We start from the raw sequence: 23474 nt of genomic DNA, 5'->3' as shown, positions 1-23474 counted from the left end.
CCGACGCAAGGTCGCCGCTTGGGACGACGACTTCCTCGCAAGCATCATCGCAGCTTAAAATTTTCACCCGATTCCCCTGGTGCGGCATCGCCATCCGCCAGTCACCATCCGCCCCGGGCGAGCCAGCGATCCAGCATGGCCATGCGGTCCCAGCCCCAGAACGGCTCGCCATCGACCAGAAAGAAGGGCGACCCGAACACACCGCGCGCCACCCCCTCATCCGAGACCTGTTTCACCCGCGCCTTCACATCATCCAGCGCCATGCCGGCGGCGACGGCGCCGGCATCAAGGCCCCGGCGGGATGCCACCTCCGCCACCACCTCAACGCGGGTCATGTCGAGGTTCTGGGCGTAATAGGCGTGGAACGCGTCCTTGGCGAACGCGATCGCCGCCGCCGGGTCGCGGCCCTCGATCCAATAGAAGGCGCGGCTGGCCGGCAGGGCCACGATCGGATGACCTGCCGGCAGCCGGAAGGTCAGGCCGGTTTCACGGGCGATACGCGCCCAGTCGCGGCGGGCATAGTCGCCCTTGATCGGGGTGCCGCTCAACCCCCGCATGCCCGTCGCCTTGAAGGCAACGCCCAGCATATACGGACGCCAGATCACCCGCCGGCCATGCGCCGCCGCCAGGGCATCAATGTCCTGGGCCGCGAAATAGGCATAGGACGAACTGAAATCGAACCAGAATTCCACAGGAGCCGGTTCAATGGCAGGGCTCCCACCGGCAGGGTTGGGGACAGCATCGGTCATGGGCGCAATCCATCGCGGAAGGTGATCGATCAGACGGATGTTCTATCATGCCGGATCACCTGCGGCAAAACCCCCACCATCCGCGGCACCGGCGGTGTTCTGCCCAACTCCCCTCAACTCAGGCCCCCCTCAAGACGGCCATGACCTCAGGCCGCGTTTTGGCGTAGTCTGCTGCAGACATGATCACAGACATCGGCAGTTTGGAGACAGGTACACCATGCGTCTCGTCCGTTACGGCCCCGCGGGGCATGAACGCCCTGGCATGATCGCCTCCGACGGCACCCTGCGCGATCTCAGCGCTGTGCTGGACGATATCGGGCCGGCGACCCTGACCATCGAGACTCTGGACCGGCTGCGGGCGATCGATCCGTCGACCTTACCGCCGGTCAACGGCGTGGCGCGGCTGGGGCCGTGCATCGCGCGTCCGGCCAAGTTCATCGGCATCGGCCTGAACTATCGCGATCATGCAGCCGAAAGCGGCATGGCGCTGCCGACCGAGCCGGTGGTGTTCCAGAAGGCATCGAGCTGCATCGCAGGCCCCGACGACGATCTGATGCTGCCGCCCGAGGCGGTGAAGACCGATTGGGAAGTGGAACTGGGCGTGGTGATCGGCCAGCGCCTGAAACGGGTCGACGACACAGCGGCCCTGGCCGGTGTCGCCGGCTATTGCGTGGTGAACGACATCTCTGAGCGTGGATTCCAGCTGGACCGCGGCGGGCAATGGACCAAGGGCAAGTCTGCCGACGGTTTCGGCCCGGTCGGCCCATGGCTGGTCACCGCCGACGAGATCCCGGATCCGCAGGCCCTGCGGCTGTGGCTGTCGCTCAACGATGAACGGCGCCAGGACGGCACCACGGCCGACATGGTGTTCGGCGTGGCCCGGATCATCGCCTATCTCAGCCAGCTGATGACCCTTGAGCCAGGTGACCTGATCTGCACTGGAACACCGGCCGGCGTCGGCATGGGCGCGCGGCCGCAACGGTTTCTCAAGGCAGGCGATCGTATGGTCCTGGAGGTGGAGCGCCTTGGCCGCCAGACCATCCGGGTCCGTCAGGATTGACAGATTGGCATGCTGTCGCGGCACGTGCCGCGCATGACCTTGCCGCAATGCACGCTCAACGGTGGACGACGTCGCTCGCGGCCGTCTACAATTTGATCCATCATGGATGTGGATGGGCGAAACTCTACCATCGGTTATGGTGCCTCTGCCAGCGGCATGACCGATTTCAGCCGGACCGACGCGGAACGGGCCAATCCGGGCCACGATACCCGTCAGTCTTTTCAAGGTGATGGCATGCGCGGACGGGTGCTTGCGATAGCCCTGACGCTGGCGACGCTGATCGGGGCGTTGCCGGTGGCCGGCAGCCTGTGGGTTGCCTGGGGCTCGGCGAACCGTGCCAGAACCGACATGCTGGACGGCGCGGTCCACGAGATGCTGGCCCGTTACAACCGCATGAGCACCGAAATCGACCAGGTCTTCGATGACCTCTCCAGCCTGCCGCTGGCCGAGGCCTGCGAGCCTGTGGGGCTGATGCGATTGCGCACCGCGGCATATTTCTCGCGCGGCGTGCGGGAAGTGGCGGTCATTGAAAACGGACGCATTCTGTGCACGGGCGCCGGCAAGTCGGATATGCCGGCGTCGCTGCCCTTGCCCGACATGTCGGAGGGCGATGTCAGGATCTGGTACGACCGGGTGCCGCCGGACGTGCGGGCGCCGGCCAGCGACGTTGCCCGATCGACCGTCATCGCCCGCAACGGCTTCGCGCTGTTTCTGGATACCGAGCAGATCTACGACCTTGTGCTGACCGATCCGCGCACGGTTCTGAGCATGGTGTCGCTGACCAGCCGCCAGGTGATGGGCGTGCGGTCGCGGCCCGAACGGGCCATGCTGTCGGATATGGTCGACCGTTTCCGCACCGATCCGCCGCCCCGGTCGCTGCGGGTCGGCAACCGGTTGATCGTGGCGGCCCCGACCGCGGACGGCGCCGCCATGGCGCTGGCGGCACAACCGATCGACGTGGTGCTGGAAGCCTGGCGGCAGCAGGCGGTACCGCTGGGCCTGCTGGGCCTGACCAGCGGCGCGATCATCTTCTGGCTGATCCTCACCCTGGCGCGACGCGGCGACACCATGGGTGCCCGTATCCGACGCGGGTTGGCGCGCGGGGAATTCCGGGTTGTCTATCAACCGATCGTGCGGTTGAGCGATGGCGCCTGCCTGGGAGGCGAGGCGCTGGTGCGCTGGCAGCAGCGCGATGGCACCATGATTTCGCCGGACCGTTTCATTCCGGTCGCCGAGGCCGAGGGCCTGATCGAGCGCCTGACCGATCAGATCATCGAGCATGTCTTCGCGGATATCGGCAAATTCCTGGCCGAACGGCCGACGGTGTGGATTGCCATCAACCTGTCGGCGCCGGATGTCGAGAGCGACCGGGTGCGTGGCCGGCTCGACCGGCTGCGCAAGACCCATGGCGTCGCCGCCGATCAGATCGTGCTTGAGGCAACCGAGCGGACGCTGATCGATGCCCGCCGCGCGCAGAGTTCGATGCGCAGCTTCCGCGATGCCGGCTATCGGCTGACCATCGACGATTTTGGCACCGGCTATTCCAGCCTCGCCTATCTGGCCACCCTGCCCGTCGACGGGCTGAAGCTGGACAAGACCTTTGTCGACAGCATCGGCAGCGGCACGCCAGCCGATGATGTGATGGGCCACATCCTGTCGCTGGCCGCAACCCTGGGGCTGGACGTCGCGGCCGAGGGGATCGAACACGGCGCCCAGGCGGATTACCTGATCGCGCGCGGCGTGACCTATGGCCAGGGCTGGCTGTTCGCCCGCGCCATGGAGGCCGAGACTTTCGGCGCCTATGTCGACGGGCGCATGGCCGTGGCAGGCCCACCCTCTCGCCGCCGGCGCGCCTGAACAGCCGGCGTGCCGGTTCCGGCAGCAGCCGGCCATGCCGGCCCCCGTTCGACCTTCCCCTCGCGCAACACGCGTGTTTCTCCCCCGAAGGAACATTTCTTCATCCAAAATGTCGTTACATTGGCGAGTTTCATACTATCATGACGTTCATGACGCATAAGACGTCACACCCGGACCGTGCAGGACCGATGATAAACGGCATCCACACCATGAGTTGCCGAAAGCCCACCCCAGTCCCCGTACATAAGAGGTCATCCAGGATGCGTGACGCCCTCAACAGCTTGAAGCACCCGCGCGCGCTTGAGCCCGCGGCCGTGCCGCAGGTTTCTCCGCGCAGCGAGCGTCGAGACATCGAAACCGAAATCAATCAGGCGATCGGCCGGCGCATCCGCGCCCTCCGTCTTGCCCGTGGTCTCAGTCAGGAAGCGTGCTCCAGCCGATTGGGGATCAGCTTTCAGCAATTGCAGAAATACGAAAAGGGGCAGAACCGCATCAGCGCGTGTTCGCTCTATCGCCTGGCAGGCATTCTGGAAGTGCCTCCATCATCACTTCTGGACAAGCTCGATGACGGCCCCAAGGTGTTGCGCCGCAACCGCATCAGCCGGGGCATGATCGAAGCCAGCAGCCGGCTCGCCTCGATTTCCGACGCCACGGCGCGGCGGGCGATCACCGATCTCATCAGCGCGCTCAGCGCGACCGACGGCATCGATGACGACGCCGATACCGACATGGACGCCGACGCCAGCGCCATGCACTGACCCCATACGGCCACCCGCTTGCCATAAGTTGCACCCGGCATGCCACGCATGCCGGGTGCTTTGTCGTGATGCGCGAACGGTTCCGCTGCTTGGCGCTCGCCTGACGGCGCGCCGACCGCTACCATGACGCGACGGCGTGCAGGCTTGCCCGACCGTCGGCAACTGTCGAGGCTCACCCGCTTAAAATGCGTGCACAATACGAACCTTGGCTAAAGTTTGCGCAGAAAGCCCTCACCCGCCCCCTGACAGCCAGGGTGTCAGCCGTATGTCGCCCGGTCCGAAACCTATCCGATCGGTCAGGCAAAAAGCGCTTGCAGGCAACGGGTTGAACCTCGATCGTAAAAACAGGTGCACCCTTGGCCCAAGGATTGCACCACGAGGCCCGGACACGGACCGACAAACAACAGCGACGGACCGGCTGCGCGGGAGGGAGAGCTCCGCCGCCGATACCGTCGCGGGGCCAACTCGTGAGGCCGAGACCACGCATGGCAGGACCGATGACACTCGACACGACCGGCAACAAGGCACCCCCGGCCGGTCAGGCCGGCACACCCATGGCCGCCCGCGCGGCCGGCCCCGATGCCGCGCGCACTGGATCGGACGGTGCCGCCGTTTCCGCGCGCCGGCTGTCGCTGGTCTATCAGACGGCGGACCAGCCGGTGCATGCCCTTCAGGATGTCGACATCGATATCCGGCCCGGCGATTTCGTGTCGCTGATCGGCCCGTCCGGATGCGGCAAGACCACGCTGCTGCGCGTGATCGCCGATCTGGAACAGCCGACCGGCGGCAGCATCACGGTTGCCGGCCGGACACCCGACGAGGCACGCCGCGACCGCGCCTATGGCTATGTCTTTCAGGCGCCGGCGCTGATGCCCTGGCGGACGGTTGAACGCAACGTCATGCTGCCGCTGGAACTGGCCCGACGGCCCAAGGCCGAACGGCAGGCGATCGTGCGTGAAAAACTGGCCCTGGTCGGGCTCGACGGCTTTGCGCGCAAATATCCGTGGCAATTGTCCGGCGGCATGCAACAGCGCGCGTCGATCGCGCGGGCGCTGTCGTTCGCCCCTGAACTGCTGCTGATGGACGAACCCTTCGGCGCGCTGGACGAGATCACCCGCGATCACCTGAATCTGGCGCTGAACGCACTCTGGCGTCAGACCGGCCTGACCTGCGTTTTCGTGACCCACTCGATCGCCGAGGCGGTGTTCCTGTCGACCCGGATCATCGTGATGAGCCCGCGCCCGGGCAAGATCCTGGAAGAGATCACCTGCGACCTGCCGGCGGAACGCACGCTCGAAATGCGCGAATCGGCCGAATTCCAGCGGGTGGCGGCCCTGGTGCGCGCCGGTCTTGCCAAGGGTCACTCCTATGACTGACCTTGGCATCACCCTGCCCGGCACCGGCCGGCGCCGCCTGTGGCGCGCCGCCGCCGATCGTTCGGCCAATATCGTGCCCGTGCTGACGGTGGCGGCGCTGGTGATCGCGATCTGGTATCTGGGCGCCTTCATCCTCAACAGCCCGCAGGCCATCGAGCAGTTGAACCGCCAGGGCATCGCCAGCCCGACGACCAGTCAGGTTCTGACCGAGGCCTTCGGTCAGCGCCGCCCGGTGCTGCCGACACCCGATCAGGTTCTGGTCGAGATCGTCACCTCATCGACCGAACGGCCGGTCGGCAATGTCCGCAACCTGCTGACCCATGCCATCGCCACCGCCCAGTCGACGCTGGCAGGCTTCGTGCTCGGCACCATTCTTGGCATGACGCTCGCCATCGGCATGGCGGCGCTCCGGCCGCTTGAGCGCGGCGTTCTGCCCTGGATCGTCGCATCCCAGACTGTGCCGATCCTGGCGATCGCGCCGATGGTGGTGGTGGTGCTGGGCAATCTGGGCTTCACCGGTCTGCTGCCCAAAGCCGTGATCTCGATGTATCTGTGCTTCTTCCCTGTCGCCATCGGCATGACCAAGGGGCTGCGTTCGGCCGATCCGCTGCATATGGATCTGATGCATTCCTATGATGCCAGCCCGCTGCAGGTGTTTCTGAAGCTGCGCCTGCCCACCTCGCTGCCCTATCTGTTCGCCAGTCTGAAGGTCGCGATCGCCGCCGCCCTGGTCGGCGCGATCGTGGGCGAGTTGCCGACCGGCGGACAGGCGGGGCTGGGCACGCGCCTGCTTGCCGGCTCGTATTACGGCCAGACCACCCAGATCTGGGCGGCGCTGATCGCGGCCTCGGTTCTGTCGGCCCTGCTGGTTCAGGCCGTGGCGCTGGTCGAGCGGATCGCGATCGGCCGCAGCGGAGGTGTCCGATGACCCGGTCGCTCGTCTCGCGCGGCCTTGATCTTGCCGGCGGCGGCCTGCTGCTGGCAGCCCTGCTGCTGCCGCTGACCGACACCGGCCGTGGCATGTGGGTAATGGACGCCGGCCTGCCCGCCGGGGTCATGCTGCTGGCGCTGATCCCGTTCATCTCGGCCGCCCGGCGGCCGCAAGGCTCAACGGCGCGCGGACCGCTGGTGCTGGTTGGCGCGCTGCTGGGCGCCGTGGCCACCATAGCCGCCCTGCGCACCGGCGCGGTGGCCTTCGGCACAGCCGGCCCTGGCTTCACCCTGGCGGGGATCGCGGTGATGCTGGCCGCCACCCGCGGCATCACCCTGGTCGCCCGGCTGCCCGAGGCATCGGCTGCCGCCCGGATCCTGCCGCCCGCCGCCCTGGGTCTGACCCTGCTTTATGCGTGGGAGGCGGGCTGCATCGGCTTCGGCGTGCCGCCGGTGCTGCTGCCGCCGCCCAGCGCGATCGGTTCGGCCTTCGTCGACGGCCTGCCGGTCCTGTGGGCGGATTTCATCCAGACGGTGTGGAAGGGCGCGCTGCGCGGCTATCTGATCGGCTGCACCGCCGGCATCCTGCTGGGGGTGGCGGCGGACCGGGTGGCGTTTCTGCGCCGGGGCCTGCTGCCGGTCGCCAATCTGATGAGCGCCGCCCCCATCGTGGGCATCGCGCCGATCATGGTGATGTGGTTCGGGTTCGACTGGCCGTCGAAGGCGGCGGTCGTGGTGGTGACCACGCTGTTTCCCATGCTGGTCAATACCCTGGCAGGCCTGTCGGCCACCACCCGCCAGGAACTGGACCTGATGCGGTCTTACGGCGCCGGCCATCTGACGACGCTGATCGTCGCACGGCTGCCGAACGCATTGCCCTTCCTGTTCAACGGGCTGAAGATCAGTGCGACGCTGGCGCTGATCGCAGCGATCGTCGCCGAATTCTTCGGCACGCCGGTGGTGGGCATGGGCTTCAGGATCAGCACCGAGGTGGCGCGGATGAATGTCGACGTGGTCTGGGCAACGATCCTGGTGGCGGCCCTGGCCGGATCGGGCACCTATGGGCTGCTGTCGGCGATCGAACGCCGCCTGACATTCTGGCATCCGGCGATGCGCGGCCGCTGAGGCGGACCGCGTCTCGCCCGCGATACACCCGGTTGCGGCCTTCGGAGGCTTCGGCCAAAGCCGGGTGACATTCAGGGGAGCCGCCCCCGCTGCCGACCACAGAGGTCAACCCCCGACGGCGGCAGCGCGGGGCCACGCATGACGACGAGGGAGACGAGAATGAAGACGCTCAAGACCCTCCTGACCGGATCGGTCGCAGGCATCGCCCTGGGACTGGCCGCGATGGGTTCGAGCCAGGCGGCCGACGCCTTGACCCTGCAGCTCAAATGGGTCACCCAGGCACAGTTCGCCGGGTATTACGTCGCCAAGGAGAAGGGTTTCTATGACGAAGCCGGTCTCGACGTGACCATCAAGGCCGGCGGCCCCGACATCAATCCCTCGCAGGTGATCGCCGGCGGCGGCGCCGATGTTGTGGTCGACTGGATGCCCTCGGCGCTGGCCACCCGCGAGAAGGGCGTGCCGCTGGTCAACATCGCCCAGATCTTCCAGCAGTCGGGCATGATGCTGACCTGCCGCAAGGACAGCGGCATCAAGACACCGGCCGATTTCAAGGGCCATACCCTTGGCGTCTGGTTCGGCGGCAACGAGTATCCGTTCCTGTCGTGGATGTCGACGCTGGGCTACAAGACCGAAGGCCCCGATGCCGATATCACGGTGCTGAAGCAGGGCTTCAACGTCGACCCGATCCTGCAGAAGCAGGCATCCTGCGTGTCGACCATGACCTATAACGAATACTGGCAGATCCTGGATGCCGGCCTGCCGGCCGACGAGCTGATCACCTTCAAGTATCAGGACCAGAACGTCGCGACGCTGGAAGACGGCCTGTACACGCTGGAAAAGAGCCTGGCCGACCCGGCGATGGTCGACAAGCTGGCCCGTTTCGTGAAGGCCAGCGTCAAGGGCTGGGAATATGCCGCGGCCAATCAGCCGGAAGCGGTCGAGATCGTGCTCGACAACGACACGACCGGCGCCCAGACCGAAGAACATCAGACCCGCATGATGCAGGAAGTCGCCAAGCTGCTCGCCGGCTCGGACAAGGGCATGGGTTATCTGGCGCCCGACGACTTCAAGCGCACGGTCGAGGTGCTGATGGGTGCCCAGTCCGCACCGGTCATCACCAAGGATCCCGGTGATGCCGCCTGGACCCATGCGGTCTACGACAAGGCGATGTGATCGCGTAATCGGGCCATCCGACCGCGCATCTCGACCGGACATCAACGATGCCGCCCCGGATCATCCGATCCGGGGCGGCATCTTTTGGGGTATATCATGGCAGGTGACAGGACGGCGGACGCGGCGGGCCGGCCGGGATAGACCGACGCCGGCCGGCAGGTCGGGGACGCGATCAGCGCAGGAGATCACAGACGGATGCAGCCGATATCCTTCATGCGCCGACGGCTGGCCGGCCTCAGATACCGTCTGGCCACCCGCGATATCGGCGCCATTCTGGTCACGATGGCGGTGGCAACCTATGTTGTGGTCGCGATCGATCTGTATGAAGACAGTCTGACGGCCGACAGCGCCACGGCGATGATCGAACTGGACGAGGCGCTGTCGCTGGGTGTGCTGTTATCGGTGCTGCTGCTCGGCTTCACCCTGCGCCAGTACCGGCTTCAGAAACGAGAGATGGCGCGGCGGATCGCTGCCGAGCGTCAGGCGCGGGAACTGGCCTATCAGGATCCGCTGACCGGCCTTGCCAACCGCCGGCAGTTCGAAGAAGCGCTGACCACCGCGATCGCCTCACCGCCTCGCGCCGGCGCCGCCCATGCTCTGCTGCTGCTGGACCTGAACGGTTTCAAGCAGATCAATGACGTCCACGGCCACGGGATTGGCGATGAAGTGCTGATCATCCTGGCCGCCCGCCTGCTGGGCGCCGTGCGTGACGGCGATCTGGTCGCCCGGCTGGGCGGCGATGAGTTCGCGGTGCTGTCGCAACATCTCGCCGGGCCCGAAGCGGCGACCGGCCTGGCCCGACGATTGATGCGCGTCTGCGATGAACCGGTCACCACCGGCCGCGTGCGCCATACGATCGGCACCGGCATCGGCATCGCCCTGCTGCCGCAGGATGCCACCGATCCGGGCGAGGCATTGCGCCGCGCCGACATCGCGCTCTATCGGGCAAAGGCCGAGCGCCGATCGGCCTATCGGTTCTTCGAAGCCGAGATGGACCAGCAGATCAGGCTGCGCGAGGCGCTGGAGCGCGATCTGCGGGCGGCACTCGACGCCGGCCTGCTGCATCTGCGCTTCCGTCCGTGTTTCGACCTGCGCAGTGGCGCCATCACCGGTTTCGATGCCATTCCCGGCTGGCATCACCCGGTGCATGGCGATCTGCCGCCGGACCGTTTCGTGCCGATCGCCGAGGATACCGGGCTGATCCATGCCCTTGGCCGCTGGATGCTGACCGAGGCCTGCGAGGCCGCGCAGGCCTGGCCTGGCCACGTGTCGCTTGCGGTTGATATCTTCCCCGGTCAGTTGCGGGATGCCGGCCTGCCGGCCCAGGTGGCGGCCATCCTGAACGACAGCGGGCTGAGCCCCGACCGGCTGGAACTCGACATCACCGAAAGCGCCCTGGTTGGCGACCCGCAGGCGGCCGGCACCCTGTGCGCCGGGCTGCGCCGTCTGGGCGTGCGGGTGGCGCTGGACAATTTCGGCACCGGCTATTCCAGCCTGTATCATCTGCGCCACATCAAGCTCGACCGGGTCAAGATCGACCGCAGTTTCATCGAACAGATCGGCGACAGCGAAACCAGCCGCATCGTCAGCGCATTGGCCGGGCTGGGCGACGGGCTGGGGATGGATGTCAGCGCCGAAGGCATGGTTGGCGGCACCGATGGCCGGGCCGCCCTGCTCCGCCATGGCATTCACACGGCATCGAACGGGGCGGCCCTTCTGGATCAGGCCGAAAGCCTGCTTCTGGCCAGACGGGCCGCCGCACTCAATGGAACAGAACCAGCGCCTTATTGAAGGTGATCCAGATCCCCCACAGGATCGGCAGGCCCACCGCCAGCCAGGCCAGCATCGCCGGACCGCTGATGCCGCCCCGGCCGATGCCGAACGAGCCTTCATGGGCGGCATCCACCGGTCGCAGCCGCGCCTGTTCCGCCGCAAGCTCGGCCGGCTTCATGAACCAGCGCGTGGCCAGCGGCCGCACCAGCAGATTGGCCACGAAACCCAGCGCCAGCATTGCCGCCAGCACCAGCATGATCGTGTCATAGATCTGCGCCCGCGGCACACCGGCGGCAAGCTGGGCATCGCGCATATAGGCCACGACCAGCGGCCCCAATATCCCCGCCGTCGACCATGCGGTCAGCAGCCGGCCGTGGATGGCGCCCACGAACTGGGTGCCGAAGATATCCGCCAGATAGGCGGGAATGGTGGCGAAGCCGCCGCCATACATCGATGCGATGACGCAGAAGGCCAGCACGAACAGCGCCAGCATGTGGCCGCCGGCCAGAACCGGCGCCGCCAGATACAGCGCCACCCCCAGCACGAAGAACACGGCATAGGTCAGCTTGCGGCCCAGCCGGTCGGACAGCGACGCCCAGAAGAACCGGCCACCAATGTTGAACAGCGAGATCAGCCCCACGAAACCGGCCGCGACCGCCGCGGCGGTACGTTTCTGGCTGTCGTCGAAATCCGTGAAGCCTATATCCGGCGCGCCGACCAGGCTGCCGCCGAATATCTCCTGCAACATTGGCGCGGCCACGCCGATGATGCCGATGCTGGCCGAGACGTTCAGGCACAGCACGGCCCAGATCAGCCAGAATTGCGGTGTCTTGTGGGCGTCGCGCAGATGGACATGGCCATGGGTGATCATCGCCCGGCTGGCCGGCGGCGGCGTCCAGCCATCAGGCCGCCAGCCGGCCGGCGGCACCCGATAGCCGAACGCGCCGGCCAGCATGAACACCAGATAGATCAGGGCCAGCGTCAGAAAGGTTTCCCACACCCCCACCGAGACCGGGGTGCGATAGGCATTCATCAGCATGTCGGCCAGTGGGCTGCCGATCAGCGCGCCGCCGCCGAAACCCATGATCGCCATGCCGGTCGCCATGCCACGCCGATCAGGAAACCATTTGATCAGGGTCGAGACCGGCGAGATATAGCCAAGCCCCAGCCCGATGCCGCCGATGACGCCGGACCCCAGCCACATCAGCCACAACTGATGCACGGCAATGCCCAGCGCCGACAGCGCCAGACCGCCGCACCAGCACAGGGCGGCGACGACGCCCGCCTTGCGCGGCCCGGCGCGTTCCAGCCAGCCGCCAAACAGCGCCGCCGAGGTGCCCAGCACCACGAAGAACAGGGTGTAGATCCAGACCAGATCGCTGATCCGCCAGTCGCAGGTGGTGGTGGTCAGCGCCCCGATCAGGCTGAGATTGGTGCAGGCCACCGACTGGGTGACACCGACCGCCCGCGACAGCGGCAGCCAGAAGACGCTGAAGCCATAAGCCATGCCGATGCACAGATGAATGGCGAGGGCCGCCGGCGGCACCAGCCAGCGATTGAAGCCTGGTCGCGCGATGATGCGCGTGCGATCGAGAATGCCGGGTGCCCCCGGCTCCCCCGCAATTACAGTGGTCTGCACCATGGATGACATGCCTCCCCTTTGACGCGGCGTCAGCGGGGAAGACCGGATGACGGGGCCCGGGCGGCAAACCCCACCCTGCCCTGCGCGCATGGCGATGCGGCGCAGGCTCCCGCCCGTCTGATGGCATTTCCCCCACCGGAGACCGGCCCGCTCTTCAGGCGCCCCTTGATCCTCCGGACACAGCACGCTCACCTCTTACGCGAGCCACATCAAATTGAATCATATAAACACATGATAGATACGCTCTATCAACCGGCCCGAATCGGTCGGACAGAACCGGCCGGACGCCGTCACTCGGGCAGGCCGACTCCGGTGAAAACCGATTCGAAATCGGCTTCGCGGGTGCAGGCAAGCAGGGCGCTGGCCATCGGCGATGGCGGGTCGCGATCCGACAGCACCAGCCCGATCGCCTGGGTATGCACCGGCTCGACCAGATCCACCGCCACCAGATCCCGATTGCCGCCGAAGACGTGAAAGAAGGTGTGGGGCACGATGCTCGACCAGGCGCCATGGCGGATATGGGCGCAGACCCCCAGAAAGGAATTGCTCACCACCGGCGCTGTGATCGACACGCCGATCGAGGCCGCGATGTTGTTCAGGATCCGCCGGTTCTGCATGTCCTCGCTCAACAGGCACAAGCGTTCGGCCAGCGCCTGTGCCCAGGTGATCTGGCGCCGCCGGGCCATCGGATGGCCGCGATGGGTCAGGAAGACATAGCGCTCACGGTATAACGGCACCCGCCGGACATGCTCCAGCGGCTCGTTTTCAAGATAGGTCAGGCCGCCATCCAGTTCGAATGCGTCGAGCCCGCGCTGGATCGCCCGCGATGTCAGCGACTGAATGGCGATCCCGGCCGCGGGATGGGCGCTGGTGAACCGTGCGCTCAGAAACGCCACCGACGGCATCGCCGCCGGAATCACCCCCAACCTCAGCGTGCCGCTCAGGCCTTGGCGCAACCCGGTCAGGTCGTCGCGCAGGCTGTCGTAATCGCTGAGGATCTGGCGTCCCCAGGCCAGAAGGGTTTCGCCTTCGGGTGTCAGGCCGACGAAGCGATGGCTGCGCACCACCAGCCTGACATCCAGATCCTCTTCCAGCCGCCGGATCGCCGCCGACAGGGTCGGCTGCGTCACATGGCAGACCTCCGCCGCCCGCGCGAAATGCTTTTCGCGGGCCAGGGTGACGAAATAGGACAGATGGCGCACCAGCATCCGGGCATCCCCCGACGGGACGGTGGGTATGATTTCGCAGCCCGCTACCCATAACGCATTATGGTTGCAATCTCCATGATGTCATCATCGGCGCGTCAGGCGGACCGGGCGATCTCCTGCCGCAACTGGTCGAGCTTCGCGCCGGCCCATTGCCGGGCGTCGTCGCCGAACACGAGACGCGATGGCACCTCGGCCTGCGACGCCAGCGCCACGATCCGCGCGGCGAGCAGCTTCGGATCGCCCGGCTGCCTGCCATTGGCCCCGTCCACGAATGCGCGATACTGCGCGACCGCCTCGGCATAGTCGGGAATGTCGATGCTGCCGAAGCGCGCCGACTGTTGGTCCATGAAGTCGGTGCGCAGCATCCCCGGCTCGACCAGGAGCGAGCGGACGCCCAATGGTGCCAGTTCCTGCGCAAAACCCTCCATCCATCCCTCGACCGCGAACTTCGACGCCGCGTAGACGCCCCCCCCGCCGTTGGAGACCAGCCCGCTGACCGACGAGATGGTGACGATGAGGCCTGAGCGACGCGCACGCATATGGGGGGCGACCGCGCGCGCGACATTCATTGTGCCGAACAGGTTGACCTCGAACTGACGCCGCACAGCCGCATCGGTGAAGGTCTCGAAGAAGCCCAGTTCGGCATAGCCGGCATTGTTGACCAGCACGTCGATCGCACCGAACCGCCCGGTGGTCTCGGCGACGACCGCGTTCGCGGCTTCGGCGTCGGTGATATCGAGCGCGCGCACGTGCAGGCGATCATGGTCGCCCCCACAGGCCTCGCGCACCGCGTCGGGGACGCGCGCCGTCGCCACGACCGTTTCGCCCGCATCGAGCGCCGCGCGCGTGATTTCGCGTCCAAGTCCCCGGCTTGCGCCCGTCACCAGCCAGATCTTGCCCATTGCCTGCTCCTCATTCGCTCCACTGCTACTGACTATGTCGTCATGCTAATTTATGGAGATAATGATCTGATTAATGATAGGCCTCAGTAGCGGGGATCATCAATGCGTCCGGATCAGCTCGGCGACCTCGCCGTCTTCGCGGCGATCGCCGCCGACCGCAGCTTCACGCGTGCCGCGCGGCGGCTCGGTGTCACCCAGTCGGCGTTGAGCCAGACCATGAAGCGGCTGGAGGGCCAGCTCGGTTTTCGCCTGCTCTCCCGCACGACGCGCAGCGTCGCCCCGACCGCCGCCGGCGAGCGCCTGCTCGCCACCCTGTCACCGGCGCTGGCCGGGTTGGACGACGAGATCGAGGCGCTGTCCCAGGCACGCGGGGCAGCGATCGGCACTGTCCGGATCACGACGGGCAAACACGCCGCGGACACGGTGCTGTGGCCGATGCTCCCGTCCTTCATGCGCCGCCACCCCGGCATCGAGGTCGAGGTGTGCGTCGAGGGTGGGATGACCGACGTCGTGGCGGGCCGCTACGATGCGGGCATCCGGCTCGGCGAGCGATTGGAGAAGGACATGATCGCGCTGGCGGTCGGGCCTCCGCTTCGCGTCGCGGTGGTGGCCGCTCCCGGCTATCTGAGCGCCCATCCGGCGCCGATGGAACCCGCCGACCTCGCACGCCATCGCTGCATCGCCTATCGCGACGCGCAGGGCGACCTGTCTGCGTGGTCGTTCGAGCGCGACGGCCATGCGGTGACGGTCACGCCAGGCCGCGGGCCGGTGTTCAACGACGGCGATCTGCTGGTGGCCGCCGCCCTTGAGGGATTCGGCATCCTCTACAGTCTGGAGGATCTGGTGGCGGCGCCAATTGCCGATGGCCGTCTCATCCGCTTGCTGGAACCGTGGTGCGAGCCGTTCGCCGGCTACCACCTCTATTACCCCGATCGGCAGGGCACGACGGCGTTCGAGCTGTTCAAGGAGACGCTTCGGGCAAGCAGGGCCATGTGAAAGCTTGGTCTGCGATCCGGGCGGCAGCGACCACCATGCAGGGAGGTAGGGAGGTAGGGATCCGGCGATTTACGGGGCACCGTCCCGCCGGCCGGGCAGCATCACCGCCACGACCATCGCGGTCAGCCCGAAGCCGCCCATCACCGCGAGGGTGATGGCGAAGGCGTCGAGCGGCCGGCCGGGCAGCGCCACTTCGGCGGATTCAAGCACCACCGCCAGAATGGCCACGCCGACCGCGCCGCCGAACTGGCGGTTGACATTCAGGGCGGCCGCCCCTTATGCCACCTGGTTTTCGGGCAGCGGCAGCAGATATGTGGAACCAAACAGGCCCAGCCCCAGGGTCATGGAACACAGCGCCGCCGCACCGAAGCCCGGCGCGCGATAGATTTTCAGATCCATCAATGGCCGTGCGACCCGCCGCTCCCACGCCAGGAAACAGGCACCGGCCGCCACCGCCAACACCGCCGCCGCCAGAACCTGAACCGACAGCCAGCCCTGGCTCATCCCCATGCTCAGCACGGCGATCAGCGATGACATGGCCACCGCCAGCAGGCCGAAGCCCAGCAGGTCGAAACGCCCGCCGGCTCCCGGCGGGCGTGCATCGGGCAGCGCCTTCAACGCGATGACGATGCCCGCCAGACAGACCGAAATCGCCACGAAGAACACCGACCGCCAGCCGGCGAATTCCACCAGCGCGCCGCCCAGGGTGGGCGCGAGTGCCGGCGCCAGCACCACACCCAGCCCCGTACAGCCCCATCGCCGACCCGCGCTTGTCGGGCGGATACATCCGGAAGATCACCACCATCGCCAGCGGCTGGATCATACCGGCCGCGGCCCCCTGGATGACCCGCGCCACGATGGCCGCATGGGCGCCGGGCGCGAAGCCGCCGAGCAGGGGCGGCCACGAACACCGAAATCGCCAGCACATCCAGCACATACAGCTTGCGCAAGCCCAGCCGCCGCTCGCGGGTGGTGACGGTCGCCGCCGACGGGGCCTCAGGGCGCTGCGGCGGCGGTGCCTCGGGCGCAGGTTCGCAATCCCTGGGCGCCGTCACGGGCGGTCCTCCGGTTCGGGTCGGGGTATCGCGGCCCGCAGGTGCTCGGCAGCACCCTGCACGGCGTCCAGCACCAGCAGGGCCTGGGCGATCTGATCATCGGTCAGCCCGCCCAGCAGATCGGCGCGCACGGCCGCGATCTCGCGGGCGATGGCATCGGTGGCCGGCGCCGCCTTCGGTCCCAGACCGATCACCTTGCGCCGCCGGTCCTGGCCGTCGGGCCGACGTTCCACCAGCCCGTCCGCCTCCAGCCGGTCCAGCAGCCGCACCAGGGTCGGCGCCTCGATCGCCAGCCGGTCGGCCAGTTCACGCTGCGTCAGCGGCCGGGATGTGGTCGACACCACATTCAGCACCCGCCAGCGCGACTGGGTCAGCCCATGGGGGGCCAGACGCGCATCCAGCACACTGCGCCAGCTACGCGCAAGGCGCGCCACCGTCCAGCCCAGCCGGGCACGGGGCGGGGCCGCCGGTCCCACGGCCGGCAGGATCTGTTGGGGCGTCTCGCCGGGTTGAGCAATCGGCAGCATCGGGCGCATGACCTCATGAATTGGCATCATGCGCCGAAGCTTAGCAAGCCCACTTATTAGCAGGCGAACATTCTGCCCGCAAAGCTGCCCCGCGCCTGCGGCGCGGCGCGGGGGGCAGGTGCCAGGATCAAGCGCCCAGCGGCTCCAGGATGCTGGTGTAATTGGCCACGGCGGCCCCGCCCATGTTGAACACGCCGGCACGCACCGCGTTCGGGATCTGCATGCCTTCGGGCGCGGTGCCGGTCACCTGCATCGCCGCCAGCACATGCATCGACACGCCGGTGGCGCCGATCGGGTGTCCCTTGGCCTTCAATCCCCCCGACGGGTTGACCGGCAGCCGGCCGCCCTTTTCGGTCCAGCCCTCGCGGATGGCGCGGGCGCCGTCGCCGGGCGCGGTCAGGCCCATGGCCTCATACTCCATCATCTCGGCAATGGTGAAGCAGTCATGGGTTTCCACCAGATGCAGGTCGTCCAGGGTCAGCTTCGCCTCGCCCAGCGCCCGCCGCCAGGCTTCGGCCGCGCCCTCCAGCACCGTCGGGTCGCGGCGCGACAGCGGCAGGAACTCATTCACCTGCACCGCCGCCCGGAACGCCACCGGCACCACCCCTGATGCCTGGGTCAGCTCGCGGGCCATCGTCTCGTCCGCCAGCACCAGCGCCGCCGCACCGTCCGAGACCAGCGAACAATCGGTTCGCCGCAACGGTCCCGCCACCAGCGGATTCTTGTCACTCACCGTGTTGCAGAATTCAAAGCCGAAATCCCGGCGCATCTGGGCATACGGATTGGCGCAGCCATTGCGATGGTTCTTGGCGGCGATCATCGCCAGCGCATCCATCTGGTCGCCATTCTTCGCGAAATAGGCCTGGGCGATCTGGCCGAACACGCCGGCGAAACCGCCCGGAATATTACCTTCCTCGCGCCGATAGCTGGCGCCCAGCAGCAGATCGCCGACCTTGTCGCCGGCGGTGCGGCTCATCTGCTCGGCGCCGATCACCAGCACCACCCGGCCACGCCCGGCGCGGATGAAATCCTGCGCGGCATGGATCGCCGCCGATCCGGTGGCGCAGGCGTTCTCCACCCGGGTGGCGGGCTTGAAGCGCAACCCCGGATCGGCCTGAAGCGCCAGCCCGGCCGCGAAATCCTGCGCCGAAAAGCCATTGTTGAACAGGCCGACGAAGATGCCGTCGACCTGGGCGCCATCGATGCCGGCATGGGCCATGGCATCGCGCGCCGCCTGCACGATCAGCGCTTCAAGGTCCAGCGCATCCAGCTTGCCGAAGGGCGTATGCGCCCAGCCTGCGATGCACACCCGGGTTTCAGTAGCCGACATCGATTGTCTCCCTTGTTCAGGCGCGCGTGGCAGGTTCAGGCGCGCATGCGGCCGCGCGCGCGCATCGCCAGATCACGCACCCCCGGCGACTGGGTGCGGCCCAGTTGCTGTTCGATCCGCTCGCGCTCGCGCTGCAACAGGGCCAGCAACTGGGCGCGCCGTTCCGGCGACATCCGGCTGTCGATGGCAGCGATGCTCAGCGCCGCCTCGGGTTCGCCGCGACGGTTCAGGATCGGCACGGCGACCGCGCTCATCCCCGCCACGATCATGCCGTCATTGAAGGCATAACCCTGCGCGCGGGTCTGGTCCACCAGAGACAGCAGGCGCTGGGGCTCGATCCGCGGCGCATAGGCATTCACCCGACCGGCATTGACGTCGATGATCGAGCGGATTTCATTGGGATCGGGCTGGAACGACAACAGCGCCAGACTGCCCGCCCCCACGCCCAGCGGCCGCCGGTCGCCGACTGCCAGGGTCAGGGTGCGGATCGGGAAGGCGCCTTCCTGGCGTTCCACGCAGATCGCGTCGAAGCCGCTGCGCACCGACAGATAGGCGGTATCGCCCGATGCTTCCGCGATCCGCAGCACGGCGGGTGCGGCGATCTTGCGAATGCCGAAGCGCTCGGCCGCGACCGAGCCCAGCGCGAAGGTTTCGACCCCCAGATGATAGCGGCGGCTGCCGGGATCCTGATCGACCAGCCCCTCGCGCATCAGCACCAGCAGCAGGCGGCGGACGGTCGGCTTGTTCAGCCCGCTATCCGCCACCACGTCGACCAGGCGGGCACCGCCTGCGTCGCGGCGCGCCAGGATGCGCAGCAGGCTGATCGCGCGTTCCACCGATTGGGTGCCGGTGGGGGCAGCCGGTGCGGCCGTGGCCGGGGCCGCCGCCGCACGACGAACAGAGGCGGCAGCCCTGCCGGGCGCGCCCAGAGTGGTTTCTGGCATGACAGCGTTTCCTCCAGTGGCGCCGGGCCGCCTTCGAACGGGCCACTCTCGGCGTGAAACACGGGTGACGGCAAGATCGGCCAAAGGTCCATAATATGGACGACTTACCATCACTCATTGCGAATGATGTCTCCATTACGTGAATTTGACAACGCATCAGATGATTTGTAGCCTGATCTTGCGCGAAAATTAAATCCATATCATGGACCGGACACAGCGGTTCATCGACAAGGATCCGGCCGGCGGCAGTCCGGCACGCGTTGAATGGCGGAAGGCGTGCCGGCAGGCCGGTCATGTCCTTCGCCACCTGGAAAACGAGCCCGCCAACAAGATCCGCCCGCCCGCGTGTTCCCGACGCGGGCCCAAGAGCGCTTCCGGGGAGGAAGACCGACGATGACCCAACCAGCCGACACGGCACCGCCCGCCACCGATAACGGGCGGCGGCGGCGCCTGATCGACCATCATGCCACCATGTGGCGCATTCGCGCCTTCGAACGCGCGGCAGAAGATGGCCTCGCCGCAGGCCATGTCAACGGCGCCGTCCATATGTCGATCGGCCAGGAGGCGGTGCCGACCGGTGTCGCCGCCCATCTGATCACGGAAGACGTGATCGCCTCCACGCATCGCGGCCATGGCCACAGCATTGCCAAGGGCGCCGATCTGAACGGCATGATGCTGGAACTCTTCGGCCGGGCCGGCGGCGCCTGCGCCGGCAAGGGCGGTTCCATGCACATCGCCGATTTCAAGGTCGGCATGCTCGGCGCCAATGGTGTTGTCGGCGCCGGCCTGCCGATCGCCGTCGGCGCGGCACAGGGCCTGCGCCTGCTGGGACGTGCGGCGATCGCGGTGTGCTATTTCGGCGATGGCGCCGCCAATCGCGGGCCGTTCCTGGAAAGCCTGAACTGGGCGGCGGTGTTCAAGCTGCCGGTGCTGTTCGTCTGCGAGGACAACAACTGGTCGGCCACCACCCGCACCGCGACCATGAGCGCCGGCCCTGGCATCGCCGCCCGGTCGGAAGCCCTGGGCGTGCCGGCGCTGTCGATCGACGGCAATGATGTCGAGGCGGTCGACGAGGCGGCGGGCCGGCTGATCGGCCTGATCCGTGGCGGCAGCGGCCCACGCCTGCTGCATGCCCGCACCTATCGGCTGAAGGGCCACACCGTCACCGATGCCGCCCCCTATCGCCCGGCCGACGAGGTGGCCGCGCGCTGGGAGGACGACCCGATCGCCCGCAACGCCGCCGAACTCAAGGCCCTGGGCCTCGATGACGACGAGATCGCAGCCATCGAGGTTGCCGAGACCGCGCGCATCGCCGCGTCCGTGACCGCGGCCCTGGCGGCTCCCCTGCCCGACACCGCCGCCGCCTTCGACGACGTGCAGGATATCGGCCGGCCGCGTCCCGGCGCCGAACAGGGACAGGCCTGGTCGACGCACGGGGCGATGGGCGGCATATGGGCATTGGATCGGGGGACGCAGCTATGAGCGCTTTCACCTATATCGAGGGCGCCCGGCGGGCGCTGGCCGAGGAACTGGAGCGCGACCACCGGGTCTGGGCGCTGGGCGAAGACCTGGGCCGCGGCGGCGTGTTCAAGCAGTATGACGGGCTTCAGGCGCGCTTCGGCGCCGAACGGGTCGTCGACACGCCGATATCCGAGGCGACCATCATGGGCGCCGCCGTCGGCGCCGCCCTGGTCGGCACCCGGCCGGTGGTCGAGATGCGCTTTTCCGATTTCGCACTGTGCGCGGTCGACGAACTGGTCAATCAGGCGGCCAAGAACCGGTTCATGTTTGGCGGTCAGGGCCGGGTGCCGCTGGTCGTCCGCCAGCCGATCGGGGTCTGGCGGTCGTCGGGCGCCCAGCATTCGCAGTCGCTGGAAAGCTGGTGGGTGCATATTCCGGGTCTGGTGGTCACGGCGCCGGCCACCCCCGCCGACGCCTATGGTCTGCTGAAGGCCGCGATCCGCGCCGACGACCCGGTGGTGCATCTTGAGCACAAGGCATTGTGGCCGCTGACCGGTCCGGCACCCGAAAGCGACGCCCCGGCCGAACTGGGTCGCGGCCGTATCGCCCGCCCCGGACGAGACGTCACCATCGTCGCCTGGTCGGCCGCCGTGCATGAGGCGATGGCGGCCGCCAACATCGCCGCCGCCCGCGGTGTGGATGTCGAGGTGATCGACCTGCGCACCTTGTGGCCGTGGGATGCCGAGATGGTGCTGTCATCGGTGGCCCGCACCCGGCGGCTGGTGGTGGCGCAGGAAGCCGTGCGCGATGCCGGTTTCGGTGCCGAGATCGTCGCCACCGTCACCGAAGCGCTGGGCGACCGGCTGGAAACCCGGCCGATCCGGCTGGGCGCCCCCCGGATTCCGGTCGGCTATTCGGCACCGCTGGAAGCGGCCTATCGCGTGGGGCCCGACAACATTGCCGCCGCCCTGCTGCGGGCCGTGGCATCGCCGGCCGCCGCCTGACGCCGATCAGTCGGCCAAGGCCGGCCCCGAGACAACCATCGCGATCACGAACCGACGCCGGCCGGGTTTCGATCCCCGGTCCCCTTCCCCTGGCAGCGACCACGTTCCTCCCCCAGAGCGGTTCTGCCAACCGGTGACCCGGCCGTCGTTCGCGTGCATCTGCCTGTCCATGCGCCACCCTCCGCGCTCGCGTCCGGCAGATGCCTTTGCCGCCGGCATCCGTCCCTGAGCCCCGGATGCCGGCGGTCTTTTATCCCACCGCCAGTTATCCCGCCGCCAGTTACCCCACCACCAGGCGCTGGCGGAAGAATGCCAGGATCTCGTCGCGGGCGGCGATGGTCGGCTGGCCCGCCTGATCGATCAGATGCACCGTCACCACGCTGTGCGGGGTCGGCACATGACGCGCGAAGAATGGCGGCAGATCCTTGCGGTTTGCCGACGCGTCCGGCAGCACGCGCCCCTGAAACCGATCGCCCAGGGCGCGCTCATAGGCGGCGAAGCGTTCCGCCCGGCAGATCACATCCCCGGCGAAGCGATAGCCCAGCACGACCAGATCCTCGCGTTCCAGCCGCGCCCGCACCTGTGCCAGTTCCCCGGCATCGCTTTCAAGCCCGCCGGCATCGTCCAACGGCAAGGACGGCTGGGCCAGAACCGGCTCCAGCATCATCGACAGCGCGAAATTGCCGGTGACGGGTTTGCTCTAATTATTTTGGTATGGACGCAATTATTTTGGAATGGAGGCGGGATCAGGTCGGACGAAACTGGATTTGGCTGGACGGCAGCGGACGATGCGGTAGACTAAAGATGATGCGTAGCTGGGGTGCCGACGCGCCATCTGCAAGGTTACGTACAGGCGGGTGTCGTCGGCGGCACCCGCCATTTTTATGTGTTGGGTCAGCGACCCAAGAGGATTTCGACGAAGCGGCCGGCAGCGGTGGACTGGACGGCGGCAACGATGCTCAGGGTGAGCGTGGCGAGGCTCTGACGGGACATCTGTGGGCTCCTGGAACGACGGTGAGGGTCAGCGCGGGGCAGAGGCGACGGCAAGCACGGCTTGTGCGTAATCGCCGCCATGTTCCCGCTGGATGTCGATGCATTGGTGGTTCAGGACGGTGCCGTCACCACCGCCGGCGCCGCCATGGCGCAGATGGATCTGATGCTGGCGGTCATCGCCCGCCATGGCGGCCCCGGTCTGGCCCAGGATTGCGCCCGGCTGCTGCTGCTCGACCATCGCCGATCGCAGGCCCGTTATATGGCGCCGGGCTTCATGGCCGCGACGGATGATTGCATCGCCCGCGCCGGCGCCTGGGCGCGGGCACGGCTGGATCAGCCGTTCACGATCAATCAGCTTGCCGCGGCGATGGGCATGGCGCCCCGCACCCTCGCCCGGCGCATGGCCCGCGCGACCGGCCTGTCACCGGTGGGCTTCGTTCAGCGCCTGCGCATCGAACGGGCGACGGAGCTGCTGGACACCACCACCCTGCCGCTCGACGAAATCGCCCGCCGGGTGGGCTATGCCGAACCCTCGACCCTGCGCCGGCTGATGCGCCGGGCCGGTGTCGGCACGCGGCGCCCGCCGGTTCAAGGATGATGTCGGCAGGATG

The 23474-nt window shown here is 67.5% G+C and carries 21 protein-coding genes and 2 pseudogenes; 12 read left to right on the top strand and 11 right to left on the bottom strand.

The window, feature by feature from the left end:
* Window positions 1-101: 101 nt before the first annotated feature.
* Window positions 102-749 (bottom strand): 2-hydroxychromene-2-carboxylate isomerase, encoded by a 648-nt coding sequence (locus IEW15_RS06720; RefSeq protein ID WP_188576054.1) that lies wholly within the window; start codon window positions 747-749, stop codon window positions 102-104.
* Window positions 750-966: 217 nt separating this feature from the next.
* On the opposite strand from IEW15_RS06720, the gene IEW15_RS06715 reads away from it, so the two are divergent.
* From IEW15_RS06715 to IEW15_RS06680, 8 genes are all read left to right on the top strand, one after another.
* Complete coding sequence (locus IEW15_RS06715) at window positions 967-1809, top strand: fumarylacetoacetate hydrolase family protein (protein WP_188576052.1); 843 nt, start codon at window positions 967-969, stop codon at window positions 1807-1809.
* A 156-nt stretch (window positions 1810-1965) separates the two neighbouring features.
* On the top strand, window positions 1966-3666 hold the full coding sequence (locus IEW15_RS06710) for an EAL domain-containing protein (protein ID WP_188576050.1): 1701 nt from the start codon (window positions 1966-1968) through the stop codon (window positions 3664-3666).
* Window positions 3667-3926: 260 nt separating this feature from the next.
* Entirely contained in the window at window positions 3927-4424 is a 498-nt protein-coding gene (locus tag IEW15_RS06705) for a helix-turn-helix domain-containing protein (protein WP_229707872.1), read from the top strand.
* 554 nt (window positions 4425-4978) lie between these two features.
* Complete coding sequence (locus tag IEW15_RS06700) at window positions 4979-5800, top strand: ABC transporter ATP-binding protein (RefSeq protein ID WP_188576082.1); 822 nt, start codon at window positions 4979-4981, stop codon at window positions 5798-5800.
* Entirely contained in the window at window positions 5793-6728 is a 936-nt protein-coding gene (locus tag IEW15_RS06695) for an ABC transporter permease (RefSeq protein WP_188576048.1), read from the top strand. Before IEW15_RS06700 ends, IEW15_RS06695 begins: the two co-directional genes overlap by 8 nt.
* Entirely contained in the window at window positions 6725-7855 is a 1131-nt protein-coding gene (locus IEW15_RS06690; protein ID WP_229707871.1) for an ABC transporter permease, read from the top strand. The genes IEW15_RS06695 and IEW15_RS06690 overlap by 4 nt, the downstream gene beginning before the upstream one ends.
* A 159-nt stretch (window positions 7856-8014) precedes the next feature.
* Window positions 8015-9028: an ABC transporter substrate-binding protein gene (locus IEW15_RS06685; protein ID WP_188576046.1), complete on the top strand. Its 1014-nt coding sequence runs from the start codon at window positions 8015-8017 to the stop codon at window positions 9026-9028.
* A gap of 195 nt (window positions 9029-9223) precedes the next feature.
* Window positions 9224-10819 (top strand): putative bifunctional diguanylate cyclase/phosphodiesterase, encoded by a 1596-nt coding sequence (locus IEW15_RS06680; RefSeq protein ID WP_188576043.1) that lies wholly within the window; start codon window positions 9224-9226, stop codon window positions 10817-10819.
* On the opposite strand, the gene IEW15_RS06675 is transcribed toward IEW15_RS06680, so the two are convergent.
* The 3 genes from IEW15_RS06675 to IEW15_RS06665 form a co-directional block, all read right to left on the bottom strand.
* Window positions 10791-12443, bottom strand: a complete 1653-nt coding sequence (locus tag IEW15_RS06675; protein WP_188576041.1) for an OFA family MFS transporter — start codon at window positions 12441-12443, stop codon at window positions 10791-10793. The two genes, IEW15_RS06680 and IEW15_RS06675, sit on opposite strands and share 29 nt — an antisense overlap.
* A gap of 290 nt (window positions 12444-12733) precedes the next feature.
* A complete protein-coding gene (locus tag IEW15_RS06670) occupies window positions 12734-13651 on the bottom strand; it encodes a LysR family transcriptional regulator (RefSeq protein WP_188576039.1) in 918 nt (305 codons plus the stop codon).
* Window positions 13652-13746: 95 nt separating this feature from the next.
* Window positions 13747-14553 carry an SDR family NAD(P)-dependent oxidoreductase gene (locus IEW15_RS06665; RefSeq protein ID WP_188576037.1) on the bottom strand — a complete coding sequence of 269 codons (807 nt, stop codon included), beginning with the start codon at window positions 14551-14553 and terminating at the stop codon, window positions 13747-13749.
* 102 nt (window positions 14554-14655) lie between these two features.
* Here IEW15_RS06665 and IEW15_RS06660 point away from each other — a divergent pair, with 102 nt between their 5' ends.
* The gene (locus IEW15_RS06660; RefSeq protein ID WP_188576035.1) at window positions 14656-15549 is read left to right on the top strand and encodes a LysR family transcriptional regulator; all 894 of its coding nucleotides are present in this window, start codon (window positions 14656-14658) and stop codon (window positions 15547-15549) included.
* 69 nt (window positions 15550-15618) lie between these two features.
* On the opposite strand, the gene IEW15_RS06655 is transcribed toward IEW15_RS06660, so the two are convergent.
* From IEW15_RS06655 to IEW15_RS06635, 6 genes and pseudogenes are all read right to left on the bottom strand, one after another.
* Window positions 15619-15777, bottom strand: a complete 159-nt coding sequence (locus IEW15_RS06655) for a hypothetical protein (RefSeq protein ID WP_188576033.1) — start codon at window positions 15775-15777, stop codon at window positions 15619-15621.
* Window positions 15778-15825: 48 nt separating this feature from the next.
* Window positions 15826-16281 carry an efflux MFS transporter permease gene (locus tag IEW15_RS25800; protein WP_229707870.1) on the bottom strand — a complete coding sequence of 152 codons (456 nt, stop codon included), beginning with the start codon at window positions 16279-16281 and terminating at the stop codon, window positions 15826-15828.
* 49 nt (window positions 16282-16330) lie between these two features.
* A pseudogene (locus tag IEW15_RS26735) lies at window positions 16331-16477 on the bottom strand (hypothetical protein); the annotation flags it as partial.
* Window positions 16478-16600: 123 nt separating this feature from the next.
* Complete coding sequence (locus IEW15_RS06645) at window positions 16601-17131, bottom strand: MarR family winged helix-turn-helix transcriptional regulator (RefSeq protein WP_188576031.1); 531 nt, start codon at window positions 17129-17131, stop codon at window positions 16601-16603.
* Window positions 17132-17258: 127 nt separating this feature from the next.
* Complete coding sequence (locus tag IEW15_RS06640) at window positions 17259-18461, bottom strand: acetyl-CoA acetyltransferase (protein WP_188576029.1); 1203 nt, start codon at window positions 18459-18461, stop codon at window positions 17259-17261.
* Between the two features lie 35 nt (window positions 18462-18496).
* Window positions 18497-19405, bottom strand: coding sequence for an IclR family transcriptional regulator (locus tag IEW15_RS06635; RefSeq protein WP_188576026.1), 909 nt, complete (start codon window positions 19403-19405; stop codon window positions 18497-18499).
* A gap of 393 nt (window positions 19406-19798) precedes the next feature.
* On the opposite strand from IEW15_RS06635, the gene IEW15_RS06630 reads away from it, so the two are divergent.
* Window positions 19799-20887, top strand: a complete 1089-nt coding sequence (locus tag IEW15_RS06630) for a thiamine pyrophosphate-dependent dehydrogenase E1 component subunit alpha (RefSeq protein WP_188576024.1) — start codon at window positions 19799-19801, stop codon at window positions 20885-20887.
* Window positions 20884-21870, top strand: coding sequence for an alpha-ketoacid dehydrogenase subunit beta (locus IEW15_RS06625; protein ID WP_188576022.1), 987 nt, complete (start codon window positions 20884-20886; stop codon window positions 21868-21870). The genes IEW15_RS06630 and IEW15_RS06625 overlap by 4 nt, the downstream gene beginning before the upstream one ends.
* Before the next feature lie 280 nt (window positions 21871-22150).
* On the opposite strand, the pseudogene IEW15_RS06620 reads toward IEW15_RS06625, so the two are convergent.
* Window positions 22151-22558, bottom strand: a pseudogene (locus IEW15_RS06620) (dienelactone hydrolase family protein); the annotation flags it as partial.
* Window positions 22559-22942: 384 nt separating this feature from the next.
* On the opposite strand from IEW15_RS06620, the gene IEW15_RS06615 reads away from it, so the two are divergent.
* Window positions 22943-23461, top strand: coding sequence for a helix-turn-helix domain-containing protein (locus IEW15_RS06615; RefSeq protein ID WP_229707868.1), 519 nt, complete (start codon window positions 22943-22945; stop codon window positions 23459-23461).
* The last annotated feature ends 13 nt before the right edge of the window (window positions 23462-23474 follow it).

The organism is Tistrella bauzanensis (assembly GCF_014636235.1).
GTDB classification, from domain to species: Bacteria; Pseudomonadota; Alphaproteobacteria; order Tistrellales; family Tistrellaceae; genus Tistrella; species Tistrella bauzanensis.
Note: the sequence above shows the minus strand (reverse complement) of the source record. Positions and strands in the feature narration are given on the sequence as shown.